The following is a 22261-nucleotide window of genomic DNA, read 5'->3' as shown; positions in this document are numbered from 1 at the left end:
CCTCGCGCGCCGGATCCGGGTTAGCCTCGGATCATGGCCGCGGAAAACTCCCTGGGTGAGTTCCTCCGGGCCCGCCGCGCACAGGTGGGCCCCGAGGAACTCGGCCTGCCCGCGGGCGGGTCGCGCCGGGTCGCGGGCCTGCGCCGCGAGGAGGTCGCGCTGCTGGCCGGGGTCAGCACCGACTACTACGTCCGGCTCGAGCAGGGCCGGGAGCGCAACCCGTCGGCCCAGGTCGTCGACGCGCTCGCCCGCGGGCTGGCGCTGGACGAGGACGCCGCCGCCCACCTGCACCGGCTCGCCCGGCCGGAGCCGGTCCGGCGACGGCGCGCCCGGCGGCCGGAGAAGGTCAGCCCCAACCTGCTGCGCCTGATGGACGGCTGGCCGGACACGCCGGCGCTCGTGCTCGGCCGCTGTCTCGACGTGCTCGCGCACAACGCGCTGGGCCAGGCGTTGTTCGCCGGGCACACCCACAGCGGGGACCTCGTCCGGCTGGTGTTCCTCGACCCGGACGCCCGCGAGTTCTACCCGGAGTGGGAGCGCGTGGCCGTGAACACGGTCGGCGGCCTGCGGGCGGCCGCCGGGATCGACCCCGACGACCCGCAGCTCATCGACACCGTCGGCGAGCTGTCGGTCAAGAGCGCGGACTTCCGCCGGCTGTGGGCGCGCCACGACATCCGGCAGAAGACCCACGAGACCAAGCGGTTCCGGCACCGGCTGGTCGGCGAGCTGGAACTGAGCTACGAGGCGCTGACCGTCAACAGCGCCCCCGGCCAGCAGCTGATCGTCTACCAAGCCGAGCCGGGCAGCCCGTCGGAGGCGGCGCTGGCCCTGCTGGGCAGTCTCGCCGCCTCCTGAGCAACCCCTTTTCATCGTTCCACAATGGACGGAGTACTTCGTCGTGCCCGAAAACGCTGTCTGGTTCATCACCGGCTGCTCCACCGGCCTCGGCCGCGCACTGGCCGAAGCCGTGCTCGAGAACCCGTCGATGCGCGCGGTCGTCACCGCCCGCGATCCGGCGCGGGTCGCCGACCTCGCCGAAGCACACGGCGACCGCGCACTGGCGCTGCCGCTCGACGTTACCGACCACGCCCAGGTCGTCGACGCCGTGAAGCGGGCCGAAGAGACGTTCGGCCGGATCGACGTCCTGGTCGGCAACGCCGGCTACGGCTACCTCGCCGCGGTCGAGGAAGGCGAGGACGCCGAGATCCGGAAGCTGTTCGACACCAACGTCTTCGGCCTCGCCGACGTCACCCGCGCGGTCCTGCCGGGCATGCGGGCGCGGCGCAGCGGCCACGTCGTCACCGTGTCGTCCCTCGGCGGGCTGGCGGCGTTCGGCGCCACCGGCTACTACCACGCGACGAAGTTCGCCGTGGAAGGCCTGTCGGAGTCCCTGGCCGCGGAAGTGGCGCCGCTGGGCATCAAGGTGACGATCGTCGAGCCCGCCGCGTTCCGCACCCACTGGTCCGGTCCTTCGATGCGGCAGTCGGCGATCCGCATCGACGACTACGCCGAGACCGCGGGCGCCCGCCGCGAGGCGACGCTCGCGACGTACGGGCGGCAGCCGGGCGACCCGGCCCGCGCGGCCGAAGCGATCATCACCGCCGTCGGCAGCGACGAACCGCCGTTGCGCCTGCTCCTCGGCCGGGCCGCCTACGACATCGCCACCGCCCGGCTCGACACCCTCCGCACCACGTTCGACACCTGGCGAGAGACCACCCTCGCCGCCGATTTCCCGGAAGGAAACCTGTGAAGACCGTCCTCATCACCGGAGCCAGCAGCGGCATCGGCCGCGCCACCGCGTTGCGCCTGGCCCGCGAAGGCTGCCACGTCGTGCTCGGCGCCCGGCGCGAAGACCGGCTGGCCGAGCTGGCCAAGGAAATCCACGACACGGGCGGCACCGCGGACGTGCACCGCCTCGACGTCACCGACCGCGCGGACGTCGCCGCCTTCGCCGACGCCGCCGTCGAAGCGCACGGGCGGATCGACGCCTTCGTCGCCAACGCGGGCGTGATGCCGTTGTCGCGGCTGGACTCGCTGCACGTCGACGAGTGGGACCGGATGATCGACGTGAACGTCCGCGGGCTGCTGCACGGGATCGCGGCGGTCCTGCCGCACTTCCGCCGTGCCCGCGGCGGCCACTTCGTGACGATCGCCTCCACCGGCGCGCACGAGGTGGTGCCGACGGCCGCGGTCTACTGCGGCACCAAGTACGCGGCCCGGGCGATCACCGAAGGCCTGCGCCTCGAAGCCGACCCCGGCATCCGCGTGACGACGATCTCCCCCGGCGTCACCGAGTCCGAGCTGGCCGACAGCATCACCGAACCGGGCGCGCAGGAGGCGATGCGCACCTACCGCGCGGTCACCCTCCCGGCGGACGCCATCGCCGGAGCGGTCGCCTACGCGATCGGGCAGCCGGACGGCGTCGACGTCAACGAGATCATCGTCCGGCCCACCGCCCAGCGCTAGCAGTCTGCCGCGGCCCGTCGTGAGTGGTAAGGCGGGTTCTAACCCGCCTTACCACCCACGACCGTGCGGCAGGGTGCTCAGCGCTCCAGCTCGGCGATGACCCGCGGGATCTCGGCCACCAGTTCGCGGGCCAGCAGGCCGGTGCTGCCGGTGTCCGGGATCAGGCGCTGGCCGGCCACGGCGTGGACGTGCGTGGCCCAGCAGGCCGCCTGCTCGACCGCGCCGCCGCGGGCGAGGAAGCCGCCGGTCAGGCCGGCCAGGACGTCGCCGCTGCCTGACGTCGCCAGGCCGACGTGGCCGCTGCCGTCGCGCCAGGCCCGGCCGTCCGGTGCGGCGACCACGCCCATCAGCAGCACCACGCCGCCGTAGCGCCCGGCGATCCGGACCGCCGTGTCCAGGTCGTCGACGTCCTTTTCCTCGCAGCCGTCGAGGAAAGCGGCTTCGACCCGGTTCGGCGTGAGGAGGAGCCGGCCCGCCAGGGGTTCCGCGAGCGCGGGGTCCCGGCTCAGCGCTCCGAGTGCGAACGCGTCGAGCACCACCCGAGCGTCCGGAGCGATGGCGGGAACCAGGCGCCGCAGCAGGTCTTCGGTCTCCGGGGCGCCGGTCAGGCCGGGGCCGACCACGACGGTGCCGGCGCCCGGCAGCACCTCGGCCAGCCGGTCGACGGCGCCGTCGGCGATCGCCCCGGTCCCGGTTTCCGGCAGCCCGAACACCGAAGACTCCGGCACCGAGACGCCGATCGCGGTCGCGTGCCGTTCGGCGACCGCCAGCTGCAGCGTGCCCGCACCGGCGCGCAGGGCGGCGGTTCCGGACAGCGCCGGCGCCCCCGGAACCGTCCGGGCACCCCCGACGACGAGCACGGTGCCGCGGTCGTCCGCGCCGATCCGCCAGTCCCGCAGCAGGGCCGGGCTGATCGGCGCCGGGTCAGGAGAGCTGCTGCGCGGCATCGTCGTCCGCCGTCGGCGGGGTGTCGGTGGCGTGCAGGTGGCCGACCTCCTGGGCCAGCACCATGGTGAACCCGCCGTCGGAGTCGCGCTCCCAGGCCGTCACCGACCCGTTCGGGACTTCGGTGGCGTTCGCGGCGCGCAGCAGGTCGGGTTCGGGCAGGCCTTCGAGCAGGTAGCGCAGGGCGAAGACGGTCATCTCGTGGGCCGCCAGCAGAACACGCTTTCCGGCGTGCTCCACGCTCAGCTCGGTCAGCAGGGATCGCAGGCGCAGCACGACGTCCGCCCAGGACTCCCCGCCCGGCGGCCGGTAGTAGAACTTGCCGAGCCGCCGCTTGCGCCGCAGCTCGTCGGGCCACCGCTCACCCACGCCGTGGGTGGTCAGCAGGTCCAGCACGCCGAGCTCCCGGTCGCGCAGCCGTTCGTCGGGGACGATCGGCACGCCGTCGGGTGTGGCCAGCCGCGCGGTGTCCCAGGCACGGCGGTAGGTGGAGGTGATCACGATGTCCGGCGGGCGTTCCGCGAGGAACTTCCCGGCCGCCGAAGCTTGTTCCCGCCCCAGATCCGTCAGCGGCACGTCGGCGTCGCGTTCGGCGATGTCGATCACGTCCGCGCCGGCCGACTCCGCCTCTTCCCTGGCCACGTTCCCGGTGCTCTGGCCGTGCCGCAGCACACCCACCCAGTCCAAGTCGACGTTCACGACGGCCTGGATACCCCGGGAGACCCGCCGTCGAAACCCGGGATGGTTAGGCCCGCAAACCAGTTGCGGTTAGGGTTCTCCCATGTCGCGAAGTCTCGACGCCCAGAACCGGCTGCAGCAGCTGGAGGCGATCCTCGGTGCCCCGGCCGCGCACCTCGGGCTGGCCGAGCTGCTCGCCGAAACCCTCCACCGCCTGCGCGAGGTCATGGAGGTCGACACCGCGACCGTGCTGCGGTACCAGCACAGCGGCCGCCAGCTGGTGGCCTTCGCGGCGGCGGGCATCGAGGAAGAGGTCCACCAGGGCGTCCGGGTGCCGGTGGGCAGCGGGTTCGCCGGCCGGGTCGCGCTCGAGCGGGCCCCCGTCATCCTCGACCACGTCGACGACTCCACTGTCGTGAACTCCCTGCTGTGGGAACGCGGGCTGCACTCGATGCTCGGCGTCCCGATGCTCGCCGGCAGTGAACTCGTCGGCGTGCTGCACATCGGCTCCGAGGCGCTCCGGCGGTTCGGTGAGCCCGAAGTGGCGCTCATGCAGCTGGTGGCCGACCGGCTCGCGGCGGCGATCCAGCTCGAGGCGCAGGAGGAGAACCGCACCGCCACCATGGCGCTGCAGCGCAGCCTGCTGCCCAGCAGCCTGCCGGACGTGTCGGGCCTGGCCTTCGGCGCCCGGTACGTGCCCGGTGCCGAGACCGGGCTCGGCGGCGACTGGTACGACCTGTTCTCCCTGCCGGGTGACCGGCTCGGCGTCGTGATGGGCGACGTCTCCGGCCACGGCCTCGACGCGGCCGTGATCATGGGACGGCTGCGCAGCGCCCTGCGCGCCTACGCCCTCGACTCCGAAAGCCCCGCCGAGGTGCTCGCCAAGCTCGACCGCAAGGCCAACCACTTCGAACACGGGGCGATGGCCACGGTGGCCTACGGGGTCATCGGCCCGGACCGGGAGACGCTGACGCTGTCGCTCGCCGGGCACCTGCCCCCGGTGCTCGCCGTGCCCGGCGAAGCGGGCCGGCTGGTGGACGTGCCCCCGGATCCCCCGATCGGGCTGACCATCGGCGTGCCGGAGCGCCGGACGACCGTGGTCAGCCTGCCGGAAGACGCCGTGCTGGTCCTCTACACCGACGGCCTGGTGGAGCGCCGGGACCGGCCCGTGGACGTCGGGATGACGCAGCTGGCGGCCGCCGTGCGCGCCGGAGACCCCGAGCGGGTCTGCGCGCAGGCCATGGCCGCGATGATCGGCAACCGGGCGGCCCAGGACGACGTCGCCGTGCTGGCCATCCAGCACCGTGCCGTCCCGGCCGGCAGCTGACGCGGCCGGGACGATCCGGGTCAGGACCCGGCGAGCGCCGCTTCCCGGGTCGGGAAGAGCGAAAGGCTCTCCTCCAGGCCGGTCAGCTGGATCGGGCGCAGGGTGGCCCGGCCGGACGCGACGATCCGCACCGCGGTGGCGGTGCCGGCGTTGCGGTGGATGGTCAGCAACGCGGTCAGTCCGGGCGAGGCGAGGAACTCGACGCGCGTCAGGTCGACCACCAGCACCGGCGGCTGCTCCGCCAGCGCCTCGTCCGCGGCCTGCACGAGCGCCGGCGCGGTGGTCGTGTCCACGTCTCCGGCGACCTCGACGACCACCGCCTCGTCTTCCTCCGTCCGGGCGATCCGGAACTCCCCGAACGGCACAGCGGTGGCCGAGCTTTCGAGGTGGGTGTGCTCGGTCATGTGAATTCTCCTCGCCTTCGGCAGGCACCACCGGGCTGTGGTGGGCGCGCTTGATCACGAAGGCTGTTTGCTCAACCCCGCTGTCAATCATGCCTGTCCGTGCCACACGCCGCCGTGTCAGCACCCCCTCCGCTTTCCGCCACGGCCACGAGCAGGCAGGATGGGCGCCATGGGAGAAGGGAACGTGACCGGGGACTCACTCGACGACGCCGCCAGTTCCGCGGGATCGGTCGTGCTGGAGGCCCGGGACGGCGTCGCGGTGCTGCGCGTCGACGGCGCCCTCGACCTCGCACTCGCCACGAAACTACGCCAGTTGGCCGAACGGGCGGCGCGGCTGCGGCCCTCGCTGCTCGTCATCGACCTCACCGACGTCACGTTCCTCGCCTCGGCGGGCATGGCCGAACTCGTCCGGGCGCACCGCGGGCCCACCGCGTCGGCGCCGTTGCGGGTGGTGGCGACCGGCCGGATCACCCTGCGCCCGCTGGAACTGACCCGGCTGGTCGACAAGTTCGCCATCTACCCGTCGCTGTCGGAAGCGCTGGCTGCCGAATGACGTCCCCTCCGGAGTTCGACACGGTCCTCGACGCGGTGCGCAGAGCCTTCGTCGGCGGCGACGGCGTTCCGGCGGCCACCGCGGTCCGCGCCCTAGGCCCGGCCGAGGTGCGCGCGGTGCTCGGCGACCACGTCGCGCGGGCGGTGACCGACCGCGCGGCTCTCGCGGACCTGGTGCCGGGCAAGGAGATCACGCAGGCGGTCGCCGTCGCGGCCGACGGCGGCGAGCGTGGCGCACTGGTCTACAGCACCGAGCACGTCGGCGAAGCGCCCTCGGCCGTCGCCGCCGCGATCGAAGCCGCCACCGCCGGCCTGGCCGCCACCGTCCGGCGCCTGCGTGGCGAAGCGGCGGTCCTGGACGCGCTGCACTCCACCGGCCGGGAACTGACCGCGCAGCTCGACATCGACCGGATCGTGCAGGACGCGACCGACGCCGCCACGAAGGCGACCGGAGCCGCGTTCGGCGCGTTCTTCTACAACCTGGTCGACGAGCTGGGCGAGTCGTACACGCTGTACACGATCTCAGGAGTACCGCGAGAGGCGTTCGCCCGGTTCCCGATGCCGCGCAACACCGAAGTGTTCGGTCCGACCTTCGACGGCGCCGGTACCGTGCGCAGCCCCGACATCACGAAGGACCCGCGGTTCGGGAAGAACGCGCCGCACCACGGGATGCCGGAGGGGCACCTGCCGGTGTGCAGCTACCTCGCCGTCTCGGTGCTCAGCCCGACCTCCGGGGAGGTGCTGGGCGGGTTCTTCTTCGGCCACCCCGAGCCGGACCGGTTCACCGCACGGCACGAGTACCTGGCCGAGGGCATCGCCGCCTATTCGGCCATCGCGCTGGACAACGCCCGGCTCTACGAACGCGAGCGCACCCTCGCCACCGAGCTGTCCCGCAGCATGCTGCCGGTCGCCCCGCCCACCCCCGGACTCGACGTGTTCACCCGGTACCTGCCCGCGGCCACCGGGAGCAAGGTCGGCGGCGACTGGTTCGACGTGCTCCGGCTGCCGTCCGGGGCCACCGCCTTCGTCATCGGCGACGTCGTCGGCCACGGCGTCACCGCCGCGACGGTGATGGGCCAGGTCCGGACGGCCGTCCGCAGCTACGCCCTGCTGGAGCTGCCGCCGTCGGAGGTCCTGCGCAACGTCTCCGAGCTGGCCGCCGGGCTGTTCGGCGAAAGCTTCGTGACCTGCTTCTACGCGGTCCACCGGCCCGCCGACGGGACGCTGGCCTACGCGAACGCCGGCCACCTGCCCGCGATCCTGATCCGCCCGGGCGAGCCGCCCGAGCAGATCGGCGAGGCGCTGGCGCAACCGCTGGGCGTCGGTTCGGTCTTCCCGCAGCGCACGGCGGGCTTCCCGGTGGGCGCGGACCTGGTGCTGTACACCGACGGGCTCGTCGAAAGCCGCACCCGCGACCTCACCCTGGGCATCGAATGGCTGCTGGCGGGTATCCCGGGACTGCTGGCCGCCGCCGACCTGGAAACGGCTTGGGACAAGCTCGTCGACGAACTGACGCGCGGACGGCACGACGACGACATCGCCGTGATCCACGTGCACCACCGCGGAGAGGAAACCCCATGACGGACCCCCTCCACCCGGACGCGCCCGCTCCGCCGACCTCGTTCCACCGGCACACCGCCGCGATCGCCGAACGGCTGCCTGACCTGCGCGAGGCGCTCGCCCGGTGGCTGGCCACGCAGCAGCTGAGCCTCGAGCGGCGGGAGGACATCGTCCTCGCCGGGTACGAGGCGATGGCCAACTCGGCCGAGCACGCTTACCCCGACGGGCAGCCGGGCCCGGTCGACGTCTGGGCCGAAGCGCTGCCGGGGCGGCTGACCGTGACCGTCACCGACTACGGCACCTGGCGCCCACCGGCGGGCTCGAACGGGCTGCGGGGCCGCGGCCTGCTGCTCATCGACACCCTCGCCGACCACAGCGCGCAGATCCACCGCGACGACGGCACCACGGTCACCATGACCTGGCTGACCGCCTGACTCACCCGGAAGAGCCGTTCCGGGCGCCCGGCACGGTGGTGGCCGGTCGAGTAGGCTCGTCCCGGGCCGCGTGAACCTGGAGTGTGATGAGCGTCGGGGAAGAGGCCGGCCACCGCGCCGTGTTTCCCGGGACCGGCCGGATGGCCGCCCGGATGCGGGACTTCGACTGGGCGACGTCCCCCCTCGGCGAACCCCGCGACTGGCCGGCGAGCCTGGCGACGGCGGTCCGGATCTGCCTCACCTCCCGCTTCCCCATGATCGTCTGGTGGGGACCGGAGCTGCGCTTCCTCTACAACGACGCGTACCTGCCGCTGCTGGGCACCAAGCACCCGGCGCTGGACAAGCCGGGCGCGGAGGTCTGGGGCGAGATCTGGCACATCATCGGCCCGATGCTGGACAGCGTGATGACCACCGGCGAGGCGACCTGGTCGGAGGACATGCTGCTGCCGATGAACCGGCACGGCTACTGGGAAGAGACCTACTGGACGTACTCCTACAGCCCGGTCTACGACGACGAAGGCGCCGTGCGGGCGGTGTTCACCGCGGTCACCGACACGACCGAGCGCGTGATCGGCGAACGCCGGCTGGCGACGCTGCGCGAGCTCGGCGCGCAGGCCGGGGTCACCCGGACCGTGGGCGAGGCCTGCGAGCTGGTCGCCGGCGTGCTCGGCCGGGCCGGCGCCGACGTCCCCTACGCCGCGATCCACCTCCGGGACGGCGACGGCGGCCTCGCGCTCGCGGCCGTCACCCCGGGCGGTGAAGGCGCGGGCGACGCGACCGCCTGGCCGCTGAAGGACGTGCTCGCCGACGGAGTCCCGCTGACGGTGTCGGGCGGAGCGGTCGGCGAGCTGCCGGCGGGCGGCTGGTCCACCCCGCCCACCGAGGCGATGGTGCTGCCGCTGCCGGGCGACGCCGAGGACGCGGCCACCGGCGTGATCGTGCTGGCGGCGAGCGCCGGGCGCGCGCTCGACGAGTCCTACCGGACGTTCCTCGGGCTGGTCGCCCAGCAGACGACGGCGCTGGTCAACGGCGCGATCGCCTACCAGGTCCAGCAGCAGCGCGCCGAGGAGCTGACCGCGCTGGACGCGGCGAAGACGACGTTCTTCGCCAACATCAGCCACGAGTTCCGCACCCCGCTCACGCTGATCCTCGGCCCGGCCGCCGAGCTGCGGGAAGCACTGGCCGGCGCCGGCGAGCGGGTGCGTGAAGAGGTCGACGTCATCCAGCGCAACGCGCTGCGGCTGGGGCGGCTGGTGAACAACCTGCTCGACTTCTCCCGGATCGAAGCCGGCCGGATGCAGGCGCGCTTCGAGCCGGTGGACCTCGGGACGTTCACCGCGGAGCTGGCCAGCGTCTTCCGCGCCGCCGTCGAGCGCGCCGGGCTCGTGTTCGAGGTCGACTGCCGCCCGTCGGACGAGCCGGTGCACGTCGACCGCGGGATGTGGGAGAAGGTCGTCTTCAACCTGCTGTCCAACGCGGTCAAGTTCACCTTCGACGGCGCGATCCGGGTGACGAGCACCGTCGAGGATGGCCACGCCGTGGTCGCGGTGTCCGACACCGGGATCGGGGTCGACGCCGCCGAGCTGCCGCGGCTGTTCGAGCGGTTCCACCGGATCCCGTCGGCGCGGGCCCGGTCGAACGAGGGCAGCGGGATCGGCCTGGCGCTGGTGCGCGAGCTCGTCGGCATGCACGGCGGCAGCGTCACCGTGGAGAGCACGCCGGGCGCCGGGACGACGTTCCGGGTGCGGGTGCCGCTGGGCACCCGGCACCTGCCCGCCGAGCACGTCGTCGACGGGCCCACGACCGGCGAGCTCGCCGCCCAGGCCGCCGAACCGTACGTGCAGGAGGCGCTGCGCTGGCTGCCCGACACCGGCGAAGACACCCGTCCCGCGCCCACCCCGGCGGCGGGCGCCCGCGTGTTGGTCGCCGACGACAACGCCGACATGCGCGACTACCTCGTCCGGCTGCTGCGCGACGACTACGCGGTGACCGCGGTGCGCGACGGCGTCGAGGCGTTCGCCGCCGCGTGCGCCGAGCCGCCCGAGCTGATCATCAGCGACGTCATGATGCCGCGGCTGGACGGCCTCGGCCTGCTCGCCGAGCTGCGCGCCGACCCGCGCACCGCCGCCGTGCCGGTCCTGCTGCTGTCGGCGCGGGCCGGACAGGAGGCCGCCGTCGACGGGCTGGCCGCCGGAGCCGACGACTACCTCGTGAAGCCGTTCTCGGCGCGGGAGCTGCTCGCCCGCGTCCGCACGACCATCCAGCTGGCGAGGCTGCGCACGCAGCACGCCCGGTGGCGCGCGGCGATGATCGACTCGCTGCAGGAAGGCTTCTTCGTCTGCGACGCCGAGGGCCGGGTCGTGGAGATCAACACCGCGTTCACCGAGCTGCTGGGCTACGGCACCGGCGGCTTGCCCTACGACCCGCCGTTCCCGTGGTGGCCGGACCCCGGCGCCGAACCGGCCGCCCACCGCCAGGTCGCCGAGGCGTTCGGCGGCGCGTGGGACGAGCCGGGCGGCAGCTTCGTGCTGCCGATGCGGCACCGGGACGGGCACCGGCTGTGGGTCGCGCTCGCCTACAACCAGCTGCAGGACGACGAGGGCCGCCGACGGCTGGTCGGCACGATGCGCGACGTCACCGCCGAGCGCTACGCGGTGCAGCGTGAAAGCACGCTCGCCTCGATGAACCAGCGCCTCGCGGGGATCAGCGGGGCACCGGAGGTCCTCCGCACCGCGCTGGAGCTGCTGCGCGAGCTGTGGGACGCCCGTCGCGTCGTCGCGGTGACCTGGCCGCGCGACGGCGAACCGGAACTGGCGTCCACCGACCCCGCCGACCGGCGCTGGGCCGACCTCGCCGCCCCGCTGCGCGAGACGCTGGACCACGTCCGCTCGCTGCCCGCCTTGCACGCCACCCCGGCCGACACCGGCGCGGGCACCACCGTCGACCACCCCGGCGGCCGGCTGACGTTGTGGGTCGAGCCCGCGCCGGGCCGCCCGCTCGGCACCGAGGACCGCACGCTGCTGGCCCTGCTGGCCGGGACGCTCGCGCACGCCCTGCGCCGCGCCCACCGCGACGACCGGCAGCGGGAGGTCGCCCTCGCGCTGCAGCGCTCGATCCTCGGCCCGGCCCGGCTCCCCGACGGCTTCGCGGTGCGCTACGAGCCGGCGAACCCGCCGCTGGAGGTCGGCGGCGACTGGTACGACGTCATCGCGCTGGCCGGCGACCGGATCGGCATCGTCGTCGGCGACTGCGTCGGCCGGGGGCTCGCCGCGGCCGCGGTGATGGGCCAGCTCCGCAGCGCCTGCCGGGCGCTGCTGCTCGAAGCCAGCAGCCCGGCGCACACGCTCAGCGCGCTCGACCGCTTCGCCGGACGGCTGCCGGGTGCGTTGTGCACCACCGTGTTCTGCGGGGTGCTCGACCCGGCGACCGGCACGCTCACCTACAGCAGCGCCGGGCACCCGCCGGCCACCCTCGTGCACCGCGACGGCACGGCGGAGTTCCTCGACGCGGGCGGCAGCCTGCCGCTGGCCGTCCGGCCCGGGGTGCCGCGGCCGGAAGCCACGGCGGTCGTCCCGATCGGCTCGCTGCTGATGCTCTACACCGACGGACTGGTCGAGCGCCGCAGCGAACCGCTCGACGACGGCATGGACCGGGCCACCACGGTCGCGCACGACACGCGGGACGCGGAGCTCGGCGACCTGGCGGCCGTCCTGATGGACCGGCTCCGCCCGGCGGAGGGCTACGAGGACGACGTCGCGCTGCTGCTCTACCGCCGGCCCATCCCCGCGCTGGACTTCGAGTTCGCGGCGCACCCGGACCACCTCGCGTCGACCCGCCACTGGCTGCGCGCCTGGCTGGAGAACGCCGGCCTCGATCCGGACCTCGCCCAGGACGTGCTCGTCGCGTCGGGTGAGGCGTGCGCCAACGCCGTCGAACACGCCTACCGCGACGGCAGCGGCGCGACCGCGCACCTCGCCGCCCGGCTCACCGGCGGTCACCTGGTCATCACGGTGACCGACAACGGACACTGGAAGCAGCCGCCGCCGGACAACCACGTGCTGCGCGGCCGCGGCGTGCCGATGATGGAAGCGCTGGCCGACGCGGTCGCCTTCCGGCACGACGAAACCGGGACCACCGTCACGCTGGAATGGAGGATCGGTTCGTGACGACGGCACTCACGCTGGTCGGCGGCCCGGGTGACGACGGCGCCCGGGTCCTGTCCGTCACCGGGGAGATCGACATGAGCAACGCCGCGGAGTTCGGCGCGGCCCTGGACCGCGAGCTGGCGGCGGGCACCGCCGTCACCGTGGACCTCACCGCGGTGACCTACCTCGACAGCGCCGGCGTCGCGGTGCTCTTCGACCGGGCGGACGCGCACGACCTGCGGCTCGTCGCGCCGCGGCTGCTCGACCGGGTCCTGCGCGTGTCCGGCCTCCCCCAGGTAGTGAAGGTCATGATCCGCTGAACGGTTGACCGCCGGTGCACGGGGTATGTGTGCCGCAGCGACGGTACGTCGGGTGGGTTGTGCTGCCGTCCGTCGCGAGGTGGCCCCGGCGCCCAACCCACGACGTTCAGCAGTGAGCGCCGGGCCGGAGCCACCGCCCCCCGGGGTCCCGGTGTTGCCGCCGACGCGGGCGACGCGAGTAAGGTTTTGCCGTTCCGTTGAAGCAGCAGCGGTTCGGCACCTGCCGCAACTGTCCGGGACGGAGATGACGCCAGTGACCGGTGAGCCGATCCTCCCCGAGCACCTCGACGAGCTGACCGCCGCGATGGCGGACCTCACCGGTGCCCTGGAAACCGAACCGGCGGAAGCGGAGATCCTCGACGCCGTCTGCGCCGAGGCCGTCCGGGCCGTCCCCGGCGCCGACATGGCCAGCATCACCGCGATCCGCGACGGCGAGCCGACGACGGCGGCCTGCACGGACGAGCGCGCCGTCGAGATCGACCGGGCCCAGTACGCGGCGGCCGCCGGTCCCTGTCTGCAGGCCGCGGAAACCGGCGAGGTCGTCCGGGTGCCGCTCGCGACGGCCGGGCTGGAGTGGCCGGAGTTCACCGCGCGGGCCCGGGAATTCGGGGTCGGCAGCTACCTGGCCGCGCCGCTGCGCGTCGACGACCGCCTGTCCGGGGCGCTGAACCTCTTCGGCTACGGCGACCACGGCTTCGCGGAGACCGACTCACGGCTGCTGCGGCTCTACACGACGGTCGTTTCGTTCGGGCTGCGCACCACGCGGCGCTACCACCACGCCCGGCGGCGGGCCGTCGAACTCGAAGCGGCGATGCGGTCGCGGGCGGTCATCGAGCAGGCCAAGGGAATCCTGATGGCCGTGCACCGGATCAACGCCGACGACGCCATGAAGCGCCTGGTCACCGAATCGCAGCGGACCAACGTGAAGCTTCGGGACATCGCGGCCCGGTTCGTCGAAGACCTGTCTTCGGCCGGGTCGCCCTGAGGTTCGGGCGCTGGTTTCAGGCGCTGGAGTTCAGGCGCTGTGGCGGGCCGGGAACGGCCAGGTGAGCGTGATGACGGTGCCGCCGTCGGTCGAGCGGAGGTCGAGGCCGTCGACCAGGGCCTGGATCAGGCGCAGCCCGCGGCCGCCGTCCGCGCGCTCGGCCAGCGTCGCCCACCGGCCCTGGTCGGCGACGGTGACGGTCAGCACGTCCCGGTCGATCCGGGCGCGGATGTCGATCAGTCCCGGCCGGCCGTGGTAGGCGTGGTCGAGCACGTTGGCCATCGCTTCCCAGCAGGCCAGCACGACGTCGTCGGCCTGTCGTCCGACCTCGTCACCGGCGCGCCGCCGCAACCAGGACACCAGGTGCCGGCGCAGGCTCGGCAGCGTCCGCGGCGAAATCGTGCCGCGGTACCGCCAGCCGTCCGATTCCAGCTCTTCCACGTTCACCTCCTCGGGGGACAACTGGTTTGCTACCCACGGGTTCGGATTCTCAATCACCGGTAATGGCTTCCCTGGCGCCGTTCGGACCTGGTGCGCCCCCGGCCCGCCGTGGTCGGATGGGCGGATGATTCGGTCGACGTCGTCCGTGGTGCTGTGCGCGGTGCTGGCCGCGACCCTCCTGCCCGCTGTGTCCGAGGCGGCCGCCGCGGCGCCGGGACCGGGCGCCGTCTCCCACTTCGGCCTGGCCCGCAAGGACTGCCTGGGCACCGCGCGGAACACCACGAGCAAGGCGTGGTTCACCGTGGCGGGCGGGGTGCTCTCCGACGTCTACGCGCCGGTCATCGACAACACGAACGTCGAAACCCTGCAGTTCGCCGTCACCGACGGCCGCACCTTCACCGATCTGCAGGCGCGGGACATGACCTACACGGTCCGCACGAGCGCGGGCGGGATGGCGTGCGAAGTGACGTCGACCGCGCGCAGCGGCCGATACCGGCTGGTCACCGACTACCTGGCCGACCCGGCCCGGACCGGAGTGCTCATCAAAACCCGGCTGGAGCCGCTGAAGGACTCCGGTCGCGACCTCAAGGTCTACGTGCGGTTCGACGCGAGCATCAACGGCAACGGCGGGGGCGGCCCGGCCAACGGCGGCGGCGACACCGCCACGGTCGACGCGCCGACGTCCGCGCTGGTCAGCGCCGACAGCAACACGGTGTCCAGCGCGCCGGCCCGCGACTACGGCACCCCGCTGGCCGCCGCACTGCGCGCCGACCACCGGTTCCTGGCCACCGGCAGCGGGTTCGCCGGCACCGCGGGCGACGGGCTCGCCCAGCTGGACCGCGACCACCGGCTCACCGACACGACACCGACGGCCGTGAACGGCAACGTCGTCCAGACCGCGCAGCTGGACCTCCAGCCGCGCCGCCCGGCCGTGCTGGCGCTCGGGTTCGGCGCGGACGCGCGCGCCGCCGTCGCCACGGCCGGGGCGAGCCTGCGCACGCCGTTCGAGGCGAGCTACCGCCAGTACGCGCGCGAGTGGCGTGACTACGACCGCGGGCTCATCCCGGTGCGGGGTAAGGATTCCGACGCTTACTACCAGTCCGTCAACGTGCTCAAGGCCAGTGAGGACAAGACGTTCCCGGGCGCGGTCGTCGCCTCGCTCGGCAGTCCGTGGGGTCAGGCGGTGTCCGCGGGCGACGCCCCGGGCGGCAAGCCGGTCTACTTCGGGTCCTACCGCGAGATCTTCGCCCGTGACCTGTACGAAAGCTTCTCCGGCCTCCTGTCCGCGGGCGATCGCGAGACGGCGCGGGCGAGCGTCCGCTGGCTGTTCTCCCGTCAGCAGCAACCCGACGGCCGGTTCCCGCGCAACTCCATGCTGAACGGCAAGAAGGCGCCCGACTCCGGCGGCGACCAGCTCGACGAGAGCGCGTACCCGATCCTGATGGCCCTGCAGGCCGGGCTCGACCGCGACCGCACGCTCTACACCGGGCACATCCGCGCGGCCGCGGACTTCGTCGTCGCGCACGGACCGGCGTTCGGCTCGGAACGGTGGGAAGAACAGGGCGGCTACTCCCCCTCGACGATCGCCGCGGAGATCGCCGGGCTCGTCGCCGCCGGCGTGATCGCCGACCGCAACGGCGACAGTGCGCGCGCGAACGTCTACCGGGCCACGGCCGACCACTTCCAGCGCAGCATCAAGGGCTGGACGGTGACGTCGAACGGGCCGTACGGCGGCCGGTACTTCCTGCGCCTGACGAAGAACGGCGACCCGAACTCCGAGTGGTTCTCCAACCTCGGCAACGGCTCGGTCGACGCCGACCAGCGCGCGGTCGTCGACGCCGGGTTCCTCGAGCTGACGCGCCTGGGCGTGCTGCCCGCGAACGACCCGGACGTCACCGCGTCGCTCGGCGTGGTCGACCGCGTGATCAAGCGGGACACCCCGGCCGGGCCGGGCTGGTACCGCTACGGGACGTCGGCGCCGGGCAGCGAGGACGGCTACGGCGACTGCTACGAGCCGGACCCGACGAACTGCGGCCCGACGGGCGCCCCCTGGCCGTCGACGAACACCGGGTCCGGGCACCTGTGGCCGGTGCTCGCCGGCGAACGCGGCGAGCAGGCCGTGCAGACCGGCGACCGGGCCGGCGCGGCGGCGCTGCTGCGCGCGATGCGGGCGCAGACGAACGGCACCGGCCTGATCCCCGAGCAGATCTGGGAGAACCCGCCGCTGCCGCCGTCGCCGTACGGCACGGACCCGAAGACGGCGTCGATCGGCTTCACCCCGGGACAGCCGGCCGGCTCGGTAGCGCCGCTGAGCTGGGCGCAGTCGCAATCGGTGCGGCTGGCCCGGGCCCTGGACGACGGGCGGCTGCCCGAGCAGCCCGCCGAGGTGCGCGCGCGGTACGCCGCCGCGCCGCCCGCGCTGACGGTCACGCTCGACGCACCCGCGTCGGTGTCCACCGCGACCGCCCAGGTCACCGGCACCGCGCCCGCGGGCAGCCGCGTCGACCTCGCCGTTTCCGCCACCGACGCGGGCACGACGACGGTGCTGACGACCCGGGCTTCCGCGGCGGGCACGTTCAGCGCTTCGGTGCCGACCCCGCTGGGCGCGACCGTCGTCACGGCGACCGCGACGGGCGCCGGGACCGGGTACGCGCAGAAGACGATCAGCTCGGACTTCGTCACCGGCACCGTGCTGCTGGACACCACGGACCCGGACGGCGACGACAACGGGCCCGGCACGTACACCTACCCGACAGCGGGTGACTTCCACGCCGGCGCCTTCGACCTGCAGCGGTTCCAGGTCATCGATTCCGGCGCCACCCTGGTGTTCCGGGCGCAGGTCCGCGACCTGTCGCCGACGTTCGGCTCGCCGCTGGGCGCCCAGCTGCTGACGATCTACGGCCACGACCCGGCGGCGACGGCGACCTCGACCGCGGCACCGTTCCCGAGCCGGGCGTACACGATCGCGGCGCAGGACGCGTGGAGCCGGCGCATCGAGGTCCAGGGCTTCGCGGACCCGGCGCTCGTCGACGCTTCGGGTGCTTCGCTGGCCACGCCGTCGGTGCAGGCTTCGCAGGCAACGCGGTACATCACGGTCAGCGTGGCGAAGGCGGCCTTCGGGACGCCGGGGCCGGGCTGGACGTTCGCCGTGGTGCTGACCGGGCAGGACGGCAACTCGCCGGACCAGGCCCGGCCGTTCACGCCGACGGCGGGCCAGTACACGTTCGGCCTGTGCCCGGCCGGCGGGACGGCACCGATCTGCGCGGCGGACCCGGCAACGGCCCCGAAGGCGTTCGACGTGCTGACGCCGCCCGGCGTGGACCAGAAGCTGGAGCTGGACCCGGCCCGCGGTCCGGTTTCGGTGCGCGGGGTGGTGCCCGTGGGCTGACAAGCTGGACGCCATGATCGACGACTTCGCGAAGACGTACCTGCACGGCGACCTGCGTGAGATCCGCGAGGAGATGGTCGGAAAGCTCGACGGGCTCGGCGAGTACGACATCCGCCGTCCCCTGACCACGACCGGCACCAACCTGCTCGGCCTGGTCAAGCACCTGACCCTGACCGAGGCCCGGTACTTCGGCGAGATCTTCGGCAGGCCGTTCCCCGAGCCGCTGCCCCGCTGGGACGACTTGACCGTGCGCGGCACCGACATGTGGGCGACCGAGCACGAGACGCGCCAGGAGATCATCGACCGCTACCGCCGGGCTTGGGCCCACGCCGACGCGACGATCACCGAGCTGCCCGTCGACGCACCCGGCCACGTGCCCTGGTGGCCCCGGCCGGACGTGCTGCTGTTCAACATCCTGGTCCACGTGCTCACCGAGACGAACCGCCACGCCGGCCACGCGGACATCCTGCGCGAGCAGCTCGACGGCGCCCTCGCCACCGACGGCCACCGCGACGCGGAGCACTGGGCGGCTCGCCGCACGGAGGTCGACCGGGCCGCCCGGGCCGTCGCAGGTCCACAGTAGACCAGCCGCGCCCGGGTGTTCGGGGGCACCATCGAGGAGACGTCCAGGCATATCTGCGGCTAACGGCAGATGAACGTCAGGTGTGCGCTAACCTGCCGCTCATGGGATCCGGCCGAGCGCGCCGGCACGTCGAGGAGTCGATTTCGTGCAACCGAACCTGGGGCCAGGCGAAGACTTCCAGCTCCTGCTCGAGCGGCAGGTCCGGGAGATGCAGTCGAAGGCCGCGGCGCTGAACGAAGCGCTTTCCTCGGCCGGGGCGACGGTCCGCACCCGAGACGGCTCGGTCACCGTGACCCTCGCCCCGAACGGCGCGCTCACGAACCTCGAGCTCGGGCACCGGGCGTGCGAGCTGGGCCCGGCGCGGCTGACCGCGGCGATCATGGGCGCGGTGCGGGACGCGCAGCGCCAGACCGCCCGCGCCGTCGCGGATTCCTTCGCGACCATCAACGGCGACAGCGAGTCGACCGAAATGGTCCGGTCCTTCCTGCCGCCGGACCCGCCGCCGGACGCGGACTTCGCGGCGCCGGAGAGCGCCGAGGCTGCCCCACCGCCGCCTGCTCCCCCTGTTCCCCCGGCCCCGCCGTCCGCGCCGCGCCGCCGCCCGGTGGCCGAGGACCGCGCCGACGACGAATCGAACCCCTGGTGACCGGCGGCGGCTTCCGCGTCTCTTCGGAGCCACTGACGGAGTTCGGCAAGCACCTCGACGAGCTGCAGAAGAACCTGCAGAGCACCGCGGACCTCGTCGGCGGCATGGTCTGCGACCCGGGCATGTTCGGCATCAACCCGGCGTGCCAGCTGATGGCCGCCGGCGCGAGCACCTGGACCGACAAGGCGCACCACCAGTTCGGCGAGTACGCCAAGACCATCGGCGAGTTCGCCGACAAGGTCACCGAGGCGGCGAAGCGCTACCAGTCGGGCGAAGAAGACGCCGTGAACTCGATCGTGAGGTTCGGATAGTGGGCGACGACTACCAGAGCAAGGACGTCAGCCTCCACGGTTCGGACCTGTTCAACAGCGACAACGCCTCGGCCGGTGCGGGCTTCTTCGAGGCGGCCATCGGCCTGGACAAGGCCGTCAAGGAGCACGACAAGGTCGCGATCGGCATCGGCTCGGCGGGCATGGCGCTGGAGACGATCGGTCTCGTGCTGGACCCGATCGGCAGCCTGCTGACGGCCGGGATCGGCTGGCTCATCGAGCACATCACGATCCTGCGGTGGCCGCTGGACATCCTGATGGGCGACCCGATCGGCATCGCGGCGGCGAGCGAAGCGCTCACGGCGGAGAAGAAGAAGCTGGAGCAGTGGTCGGCCGACCACCAGCAGGCGCTCGACAAGCTGCTGAAGGAGTGGAGCGGGCAGGCCGCGGACGCGTTCAAGAAGGACATGGACGCGGTCACCGACCAGCTGGGCGCCCTCGGCGGCTACCTCGACGAGGCCGGCAAGAACATGAAGATCGCCGGCGGCATCGTCGGCGCGTTCCGCGGCATCCTCCGCGACCTGATCGCCATGCTCCTGGCGACGATCATCAAGGGCGCCCTGATCGCGGCGGCGCTGGCCCCGGTGACGTTCGGCGCGTCGATCGCGATCTTCATCGGCACGACGATCGGCACGGTGGCCACGGCGCTGGGCAAGATCGGTGCCAAGCTGGCCCAGCTGGCCAAGAAGCTGGGCGACCTGCTGCAGGCGCTGACGAAGCTCGGCAAGGCGGGCGACGACCTGGCGGCGGCCAAGCCCCCGACGAGCAGCCTGACGCCGACGCCCACCCCGAAGCCGGACGCCACCCCGGCCCCGAAACCCGACCCCAAGCCTTCGTCGGCGACTCCGGACCCGAAGCCCGAGCCCAAGCCGGACCCCAAGCCCGACACCACTCCCTCGTCGGCCACTCCCGAACCGAAGCCCGAGCCCAAGCCGGACACCACCCCCGAGCCCAAACCGCAACCGAAGCCGGAACCCGCACCCTCGTCCTCGTCGGCCACCCCGGACCCGAAACCCGAACCCAAACCGGACCCCAAGCCCGAGCCGAAACCGGACACCACTCCCTCCTCGGCCACACCCGAACCGAAACCGGAACCCAAGCCGGACACCACCCCCGAGCCCAAGCCGGAACCCGCGCCCTCCTCGGCCACCCCGGAGCCCAAGCCCGACTCCACCCCGGAACCGAAGCCGGACACCACTCAGTCCACTCCGGACCCGGCACCCACCCCCGACCCCAAGCCACACAAGCCGTTCACCGATCAGATGACCGACGTCATCAAGACCAAGCTGTCCCAAATGGATGGTGTGACGCCCGAGATCATGCAGAAGTTCGACAAGATCAGCAACTTCTCCGTGCACGAGCTCGGCAAGCTCTTCGGCAAGGAAGGCGCGGAAAAGTTCGAGTCGGCCATCAAGGTCATGACCGACCCGTGGTTCGGCAAGTCGGGCCTGGCCGGCAAGACCGTCGTCGACATGATCAAGGGAGTGCCCGCCGGCATCGGCAACGTCACCGGCGGGGACAACGGCAGCTAGCCGAGCGGGTCCAGCCCGGTCAGCGCCACGCTTTCCGTCCACAGCCGCGCGGCGGCCGCGTCGTCGGCCAGGTTCGCCCACCGGCGTTCCGGCCGCGGCCGCCCGCGCAGGCCGAACACGCGCGGGCCCCACAGCTGGCCGCCCTCGACGTCCGGGTCGAGGACCGCGCGCACCGCGGGCCGGGCCCCGGCGTCCTTGCCCTGCAACAGCATCCGGGCCGGGAGCCCGCGCAGCCACGCGCCGGCGGTGCGGGTGTGCACCGGCGGCCGCGACGGCGTCAGCGAGTCGAGCGCGCCGCCGGGGTGGGCGAGCACGCTGAGCTGCGCGGAGCCCGCGGCCCGCAGCCGCCGGTCGAGTTCGAGCGCGAACAGCATCTGGGCCAGTTTGGACCGCTCGTAGGCCCGCTTCGGGTGGTAGTCACGCGAGCTCTGGAGATCCGCGAAGTCGAGGTGAGCCGACTTCGCCGCGAAGCTGCCCGTGGTGACGATCCGGGCCGCCGGGGCCAGCACCGGCCGCAGCCGGGCGATCAGCGCGAAGTGGCCGAGGTGGTTGGTGCCGAACATCAGCTCGTGCCCGTCCGCGGTCTCCCGCCGCGGCGGCGCGTCGAGCGCGACACCGGCGTTGCACAGCACGGCGTCCAGCACACCCACGTCCGGTTCGAGGGAACCCAGGTCGGCCAGGTCCAGCCGGACGTGCCGGACCTTCGCCCCGGCGACCCGCGAGCGGATCGACTCGGTCGCGGCCTGCGCCTTGGCCGGGTCGCGGCTGCCGATCACCACGTCCGCGCCCGCCGAAGCCAGCTGCTCGGCGGCGAAGTAGCCGATCCCCGCGTTGCCCCCGGTCACCAGCACCCGCATCGCCGCACCCTCCCCGTGCCAAGCTGTCCGTCGTGGACAACGCTACCGACGAACCGGCCCGGGCCGGGTACCGGCGGTCGGCCGGGTCGCCCCGCGGCGAGGCCCGGCGCCGGGAACTGCTGGCGAAGATCACCGACGACGTCGCCGAGAACGGGCTCGTCGACTTCTCCCTGCGACGGGCCGCGCGGGCGGCCGGAACGACCCACAAGGTGCTGCTCTACCACTTCGAAGGCGCCGAGGACCTGCTGCGTCAGGTGGTTTTCGCGCTGCGGGAACGGCGGATCGGCAACGCGCTGACGGCCGTCGCCGCGGAATCGCCCACGCTCGCCGGGCGCGTCCGGGCCGCCTGGGCCAGCCTCCGCGACGAGGAGACGCAGCTGCGGCGCGTCCTCGACCAGGCGATGGGCCTGGCGATGTACGACCCGGGCCGGTACGCCGCGCTCGGCCGCGGCGCGTCGCAGCAGTACCTGCCGACGCTGGTGTCGTTCTGCCCGCCGCACTGGCCGGAGCGGCGCAAGCTCGAGGTCGCCGAGATGATCCTCGCGACGCTGCGCGGTTTCCTCGTGGATCTGCTGACCAGCCCGGACGGCGAAGGCGCGGAGGCCGGCGTCGCGGCCCTGCTGCGGGCGGTCGAACGGGAGGAAGCGGCCCCCTGAGCCTCGACAGTTT

21 protein-coding genes are annotated in these 22261 nt (G+C 73.3%); 16 read left to right on the top strand and 5 right to left on the bottom strand.

Features of this window, described 5'->3' with window-relative positions; all coding sequences use genetic code 11:
• The first annotated feature begins 33 nt into the window (after positions 1–33).
• From IE317_RS13035 to IE317_RS13025, 3 genes are read left to right on the top strand one after another with little or no spacing between them, the layout of a single operon-like run.
• A complete protein-coding gene (locus IE317_RS13035) occupies positions 34–855 on the top strand; it encodes a helix-turn-helix transcriptional regulator (protein WP_191309715.1) in 822 nt (273 codons plus the stop codon).
• 43 nt (positions 856–898) lie between these two features.
• Positions 899–1750 (top strand): oxidoreductase, encoded by an 852-nt coding sequence (locus IE317_RS13030; protein ID WP_191309713.1) that lies wholly within the window; start codon positions 899–901, stop codon positions 1748–1750.
• A complete protein-coding gene (locus tag IE317_RS13025) occupies positions 1747–2466 on the top strand; it encodes an SDR family oxidoreductase (protein WP_191309711.1) in 720 nt (239 codons plus the stop codon). Before IE317_RS13030 ends, IE317_RS13025 begins: the two co-directional genes overlap by 4 nt.
• Positions 2467–2543: 77 nt before the next feature.
• On the opposite strand, the gene IE317_RS13020 is transcribed toward IE317_RS13025, so the two are convergent.
• The gene (locus tag IE317_RS13020; RefSeq protein ID WP_191309710.1) at positions 2544–3413 is read right to left on the bottom strand and encodes an NAD(P)H-hydrate dehydratase; all 870 of its coding nucleotides are present in this window, start codon (positions 3411–3413) and stop codon (positions 2544–2546) included.
• Positions 3391–4110 carry a histidine phosphatase family protein gene (locus tag IE317_RS13015; RefSeq protein ID WP_191309708.1) on the bottom strand — a complete coding sequence of 240 codons (720 nt, stop codon included), beginning with the start codon at positions 4108–4110 and terminating at the stop codon, positions 3391–3393. Before IE317_RS13015 ends, IE317_RS13020 begins: the two co-directional genes overlap by 23 nt.
• Before the next feature lie 82 nt (positions 4111–4192).
• On the opposite strand from IE317_RS13015, the gene IE317_RS13010 reads away from it, so the two are divergent.
• The gene (locus tag IE317_RS13010; protein WP_191309707.1) at positions 4193–5416 is read left to right on the top strand and encodes a PP2C family protein-serine/threonine phosphatase; all 1224 of its coding nucleotides are present in this window, start codon (positions 4193–4195) and stop codon (positions 5414–5416) included.
• Positions 5417–5436: 20 nt separating this feature from the next.
• Here the strand turns inward: IE317_RS13010 and IE317_RS13005 are convergent, their stop codons facing one another.
• Positions 5437–5820: an STAS domain-containing protein gene (locus IE317_RS13005; RefSeq protein ID WP_191309705.1), complete on the bottom strand. Its 384-nt coding sequence runs from the start codon at positions 5818–5820 to the stop codon at positions 5437–5439.
• A gap of 184 nt (positions 5821–6004) precedes the next feature.
• Between IE317_RS13005 and IE317_RS13000 the strand changes: the two genes are divergently transcribed.
• The 6 genes from IE317_RS13000 (at position 6005) to IE317_RS12975 (ending at position 13816) form a co-directional block, all read left to right on the top strand.
• Positions 6005–6373 (top strand): STAS domain-containing protein, encoded by a 369-nt coding sequence (locus tag IE317_RS13000; RefSeq protein ID WP_229902683.1) that lies wholly within the window; start codon positions 6005–6007, stop codon positions 6371–6373.
• Positions 6370–7953 (top strand): PP2C family protein-serine/threonine phosphatase, encoded by a 1584-nt coding sequence (locus tag IE317_RS12995; RefSeq protein ID WP_191309702.1) that lies wholly within the window; start codon positions 6370–6372, stop codon positions 7951–7953. Before IE317_RS13000 ends, IE317_RS12995 begins: the two co-directional genes overlap by 4 nt.
• Positions 7950–8366, top strand: coding sequence for an ATP-binding protein (locus IE317_RS12990; protein WP_191309701.1), 417 nt, complete (start codon positions 7950–7952; stop codon positions 8364–8366). The genes IE317_RS12995 and IE317_RS12990 overlap by 4 nt, the downstream gene beginning before the upstream one ends.
• 86 nt (positions 8367–8452) lie before the next feature.
• Entirely contained in the window at positions 8453–12532 is a 4080-nt protein-coding gene (locus IE317_RS12985) for a SpoIIE family protein phosphatase (protein WP_191309699.1), read from the top strand.
• Positions 12529–12831, top strand: coding sequence for an STAS domain-containing protein (locus IE317_RS12980; RefSeq protein ID WP_191309698.1), 303 nt, complete (start codon positions 12529–12531; stop codon positions 12829–12831). The genes IE317_RS12985 and IE317_RS12980 overlap by 4 nt, the downstream gene beginning before the upstream one ends.
• Positions 12832–13084: 253 nt before the next feature.
• Positions 13085–13816: a GAF and ANTAR domain-containing protein gene (locus tag IE317_RS12975; protein WP_191309883.1), complete on the top strand. Its 732-nt coding sequence runs from the start codon at positions 13085–13087 to the stop codon at positions 13814–13816.
• A 30-nt stretch (positions 13817–13846) separates the two neighbouring features.
• On the opposite strand, the gene IE317_RS12970 is transcribed toward IE317_RS12975, so the two are convergent.
• Positions 13847–14257, bottom strand: coding sequence for an ATP-binding protein (locus IE317_RS12970; protein WP_191309696.1), 411 nt, complete (start codon positions 14255–14257; stop codon positions 13847–13849).
• Positions 14258–14381: 124 nt separating this feature from the next.
• Here IE317_RS12970 and IE317_RS12965 point away from each other — a divergent pair, with 124 nt between their 5' ends.
• From IE317_RS12965 to IE317_RS45120, 5 genes are all read left to right on the top strand, one after another.
• Positions 14382–17645: a glucodextranase DOMON-like domain-containing protein gene (locus IE317_RS12965; RefSeq protein ID WP_191309695.1), complete on the top strand. Its 3264-nt coding sequence runs from the start codon at positions 14382–14384 to the stop codon at positions 17643–17645.
• A gap of 13 nt (positions 17646–17658) precedes the next feature.
• Positions 17659–18228, top strand: a complete 570-nt coding sequence (locus IE317_RS12960) for a DinB family protein (protein WP_191309693.1) — start codon at positions 17659–17661, stop codon at positions 18226–18228.
• A 145-nt stretch (positions 18229–18373) separates the two neighbouring features.
• The gene (locus tag IE317_RS12955; RefSeq protein WP_191309692.1) at positions 18374–18874 is read left to right on the top strand and encodes a YbaB/EbfC family nucleoid-associated protein; all 501 of its coding nucleotides are present in this window, start codon (positions 18374–18376) and stop codon (positions 18872–18874) included.
• Positions 18871–19185 carry a hypothetical protein gene (locus IE317_RS12950; protein WP_191309690.1) on the top strand — a complete coding sequence of 105 codons (315 nt, stop codon included), beginning with the start codon at positions 18871–18873 and terminating at the stop codon, positions 19183–19185. The genes IE317_RS12955 and IE317_RS12950 overlap by 4 nt, the downstream gene beginning before the upstream one ends.
• Positions 19185–20735, top strand: a complete 1551-nt coding sequence (locus IE317_RS45120; protein WP_191309688.1) for a hypothetical protein — start codon at positions 19185–19187, stop codon at positions 20733–20735. The genes IE317_RS12950 and IE317_RS45120 overlap by 1 nt, the downstream gene beginning before the upstream one ends.
• Here IE317_RS45120 and IE317_RS12940 read toward each other — a convergent pair.
• Positions 20732–21592, bottom strand: coding sequence for an SDR family NAD(P)-dependent oxidoreductase (locus IE317_RS12940; RefSeq protein ID WP_191309686.1), 861 nt, complete (start codon positions 21590–21592; stop codon positions 20732–20734). The two genes, IE317_RS45120 and IE317_RS12940, sit on opposite strands and share 4 nt — an antisense overlap.
• Before the next feature lie 32 nt (positions 21593–21624).
• On the opposite strand from IE317_RS12940, the gene IE317_RS12935 reads away from it, so the two are divergent.
• Positions 21625–22248 (top strand): TetR/AcrR family transcriptional regulator, encoded by a 624-nt coding sequence (locus IE317_RS12935; protein ID WP_191309684.1) that lies wholly within the window; start codon positions 21625–21627, stop codon positions 22246–22248.
• Positions 22249–22261: the final 13 nt, after the last annotated feature.

Source organism: Amycolatopsis bullii (assembly GCF_014654205.1).
GTDB lineage: Bacteria > Actinomycetota > Actinomycetes > Mycobacteriales > Pseudonocardiaceae > Amycolatopsis > Amycolatopsis plumensis.
The sequence above is the reverse complement of the archived record's forward strand: the minus strand, read 5'-3'. Positions and strand labels throughout refer to the sequence as shown.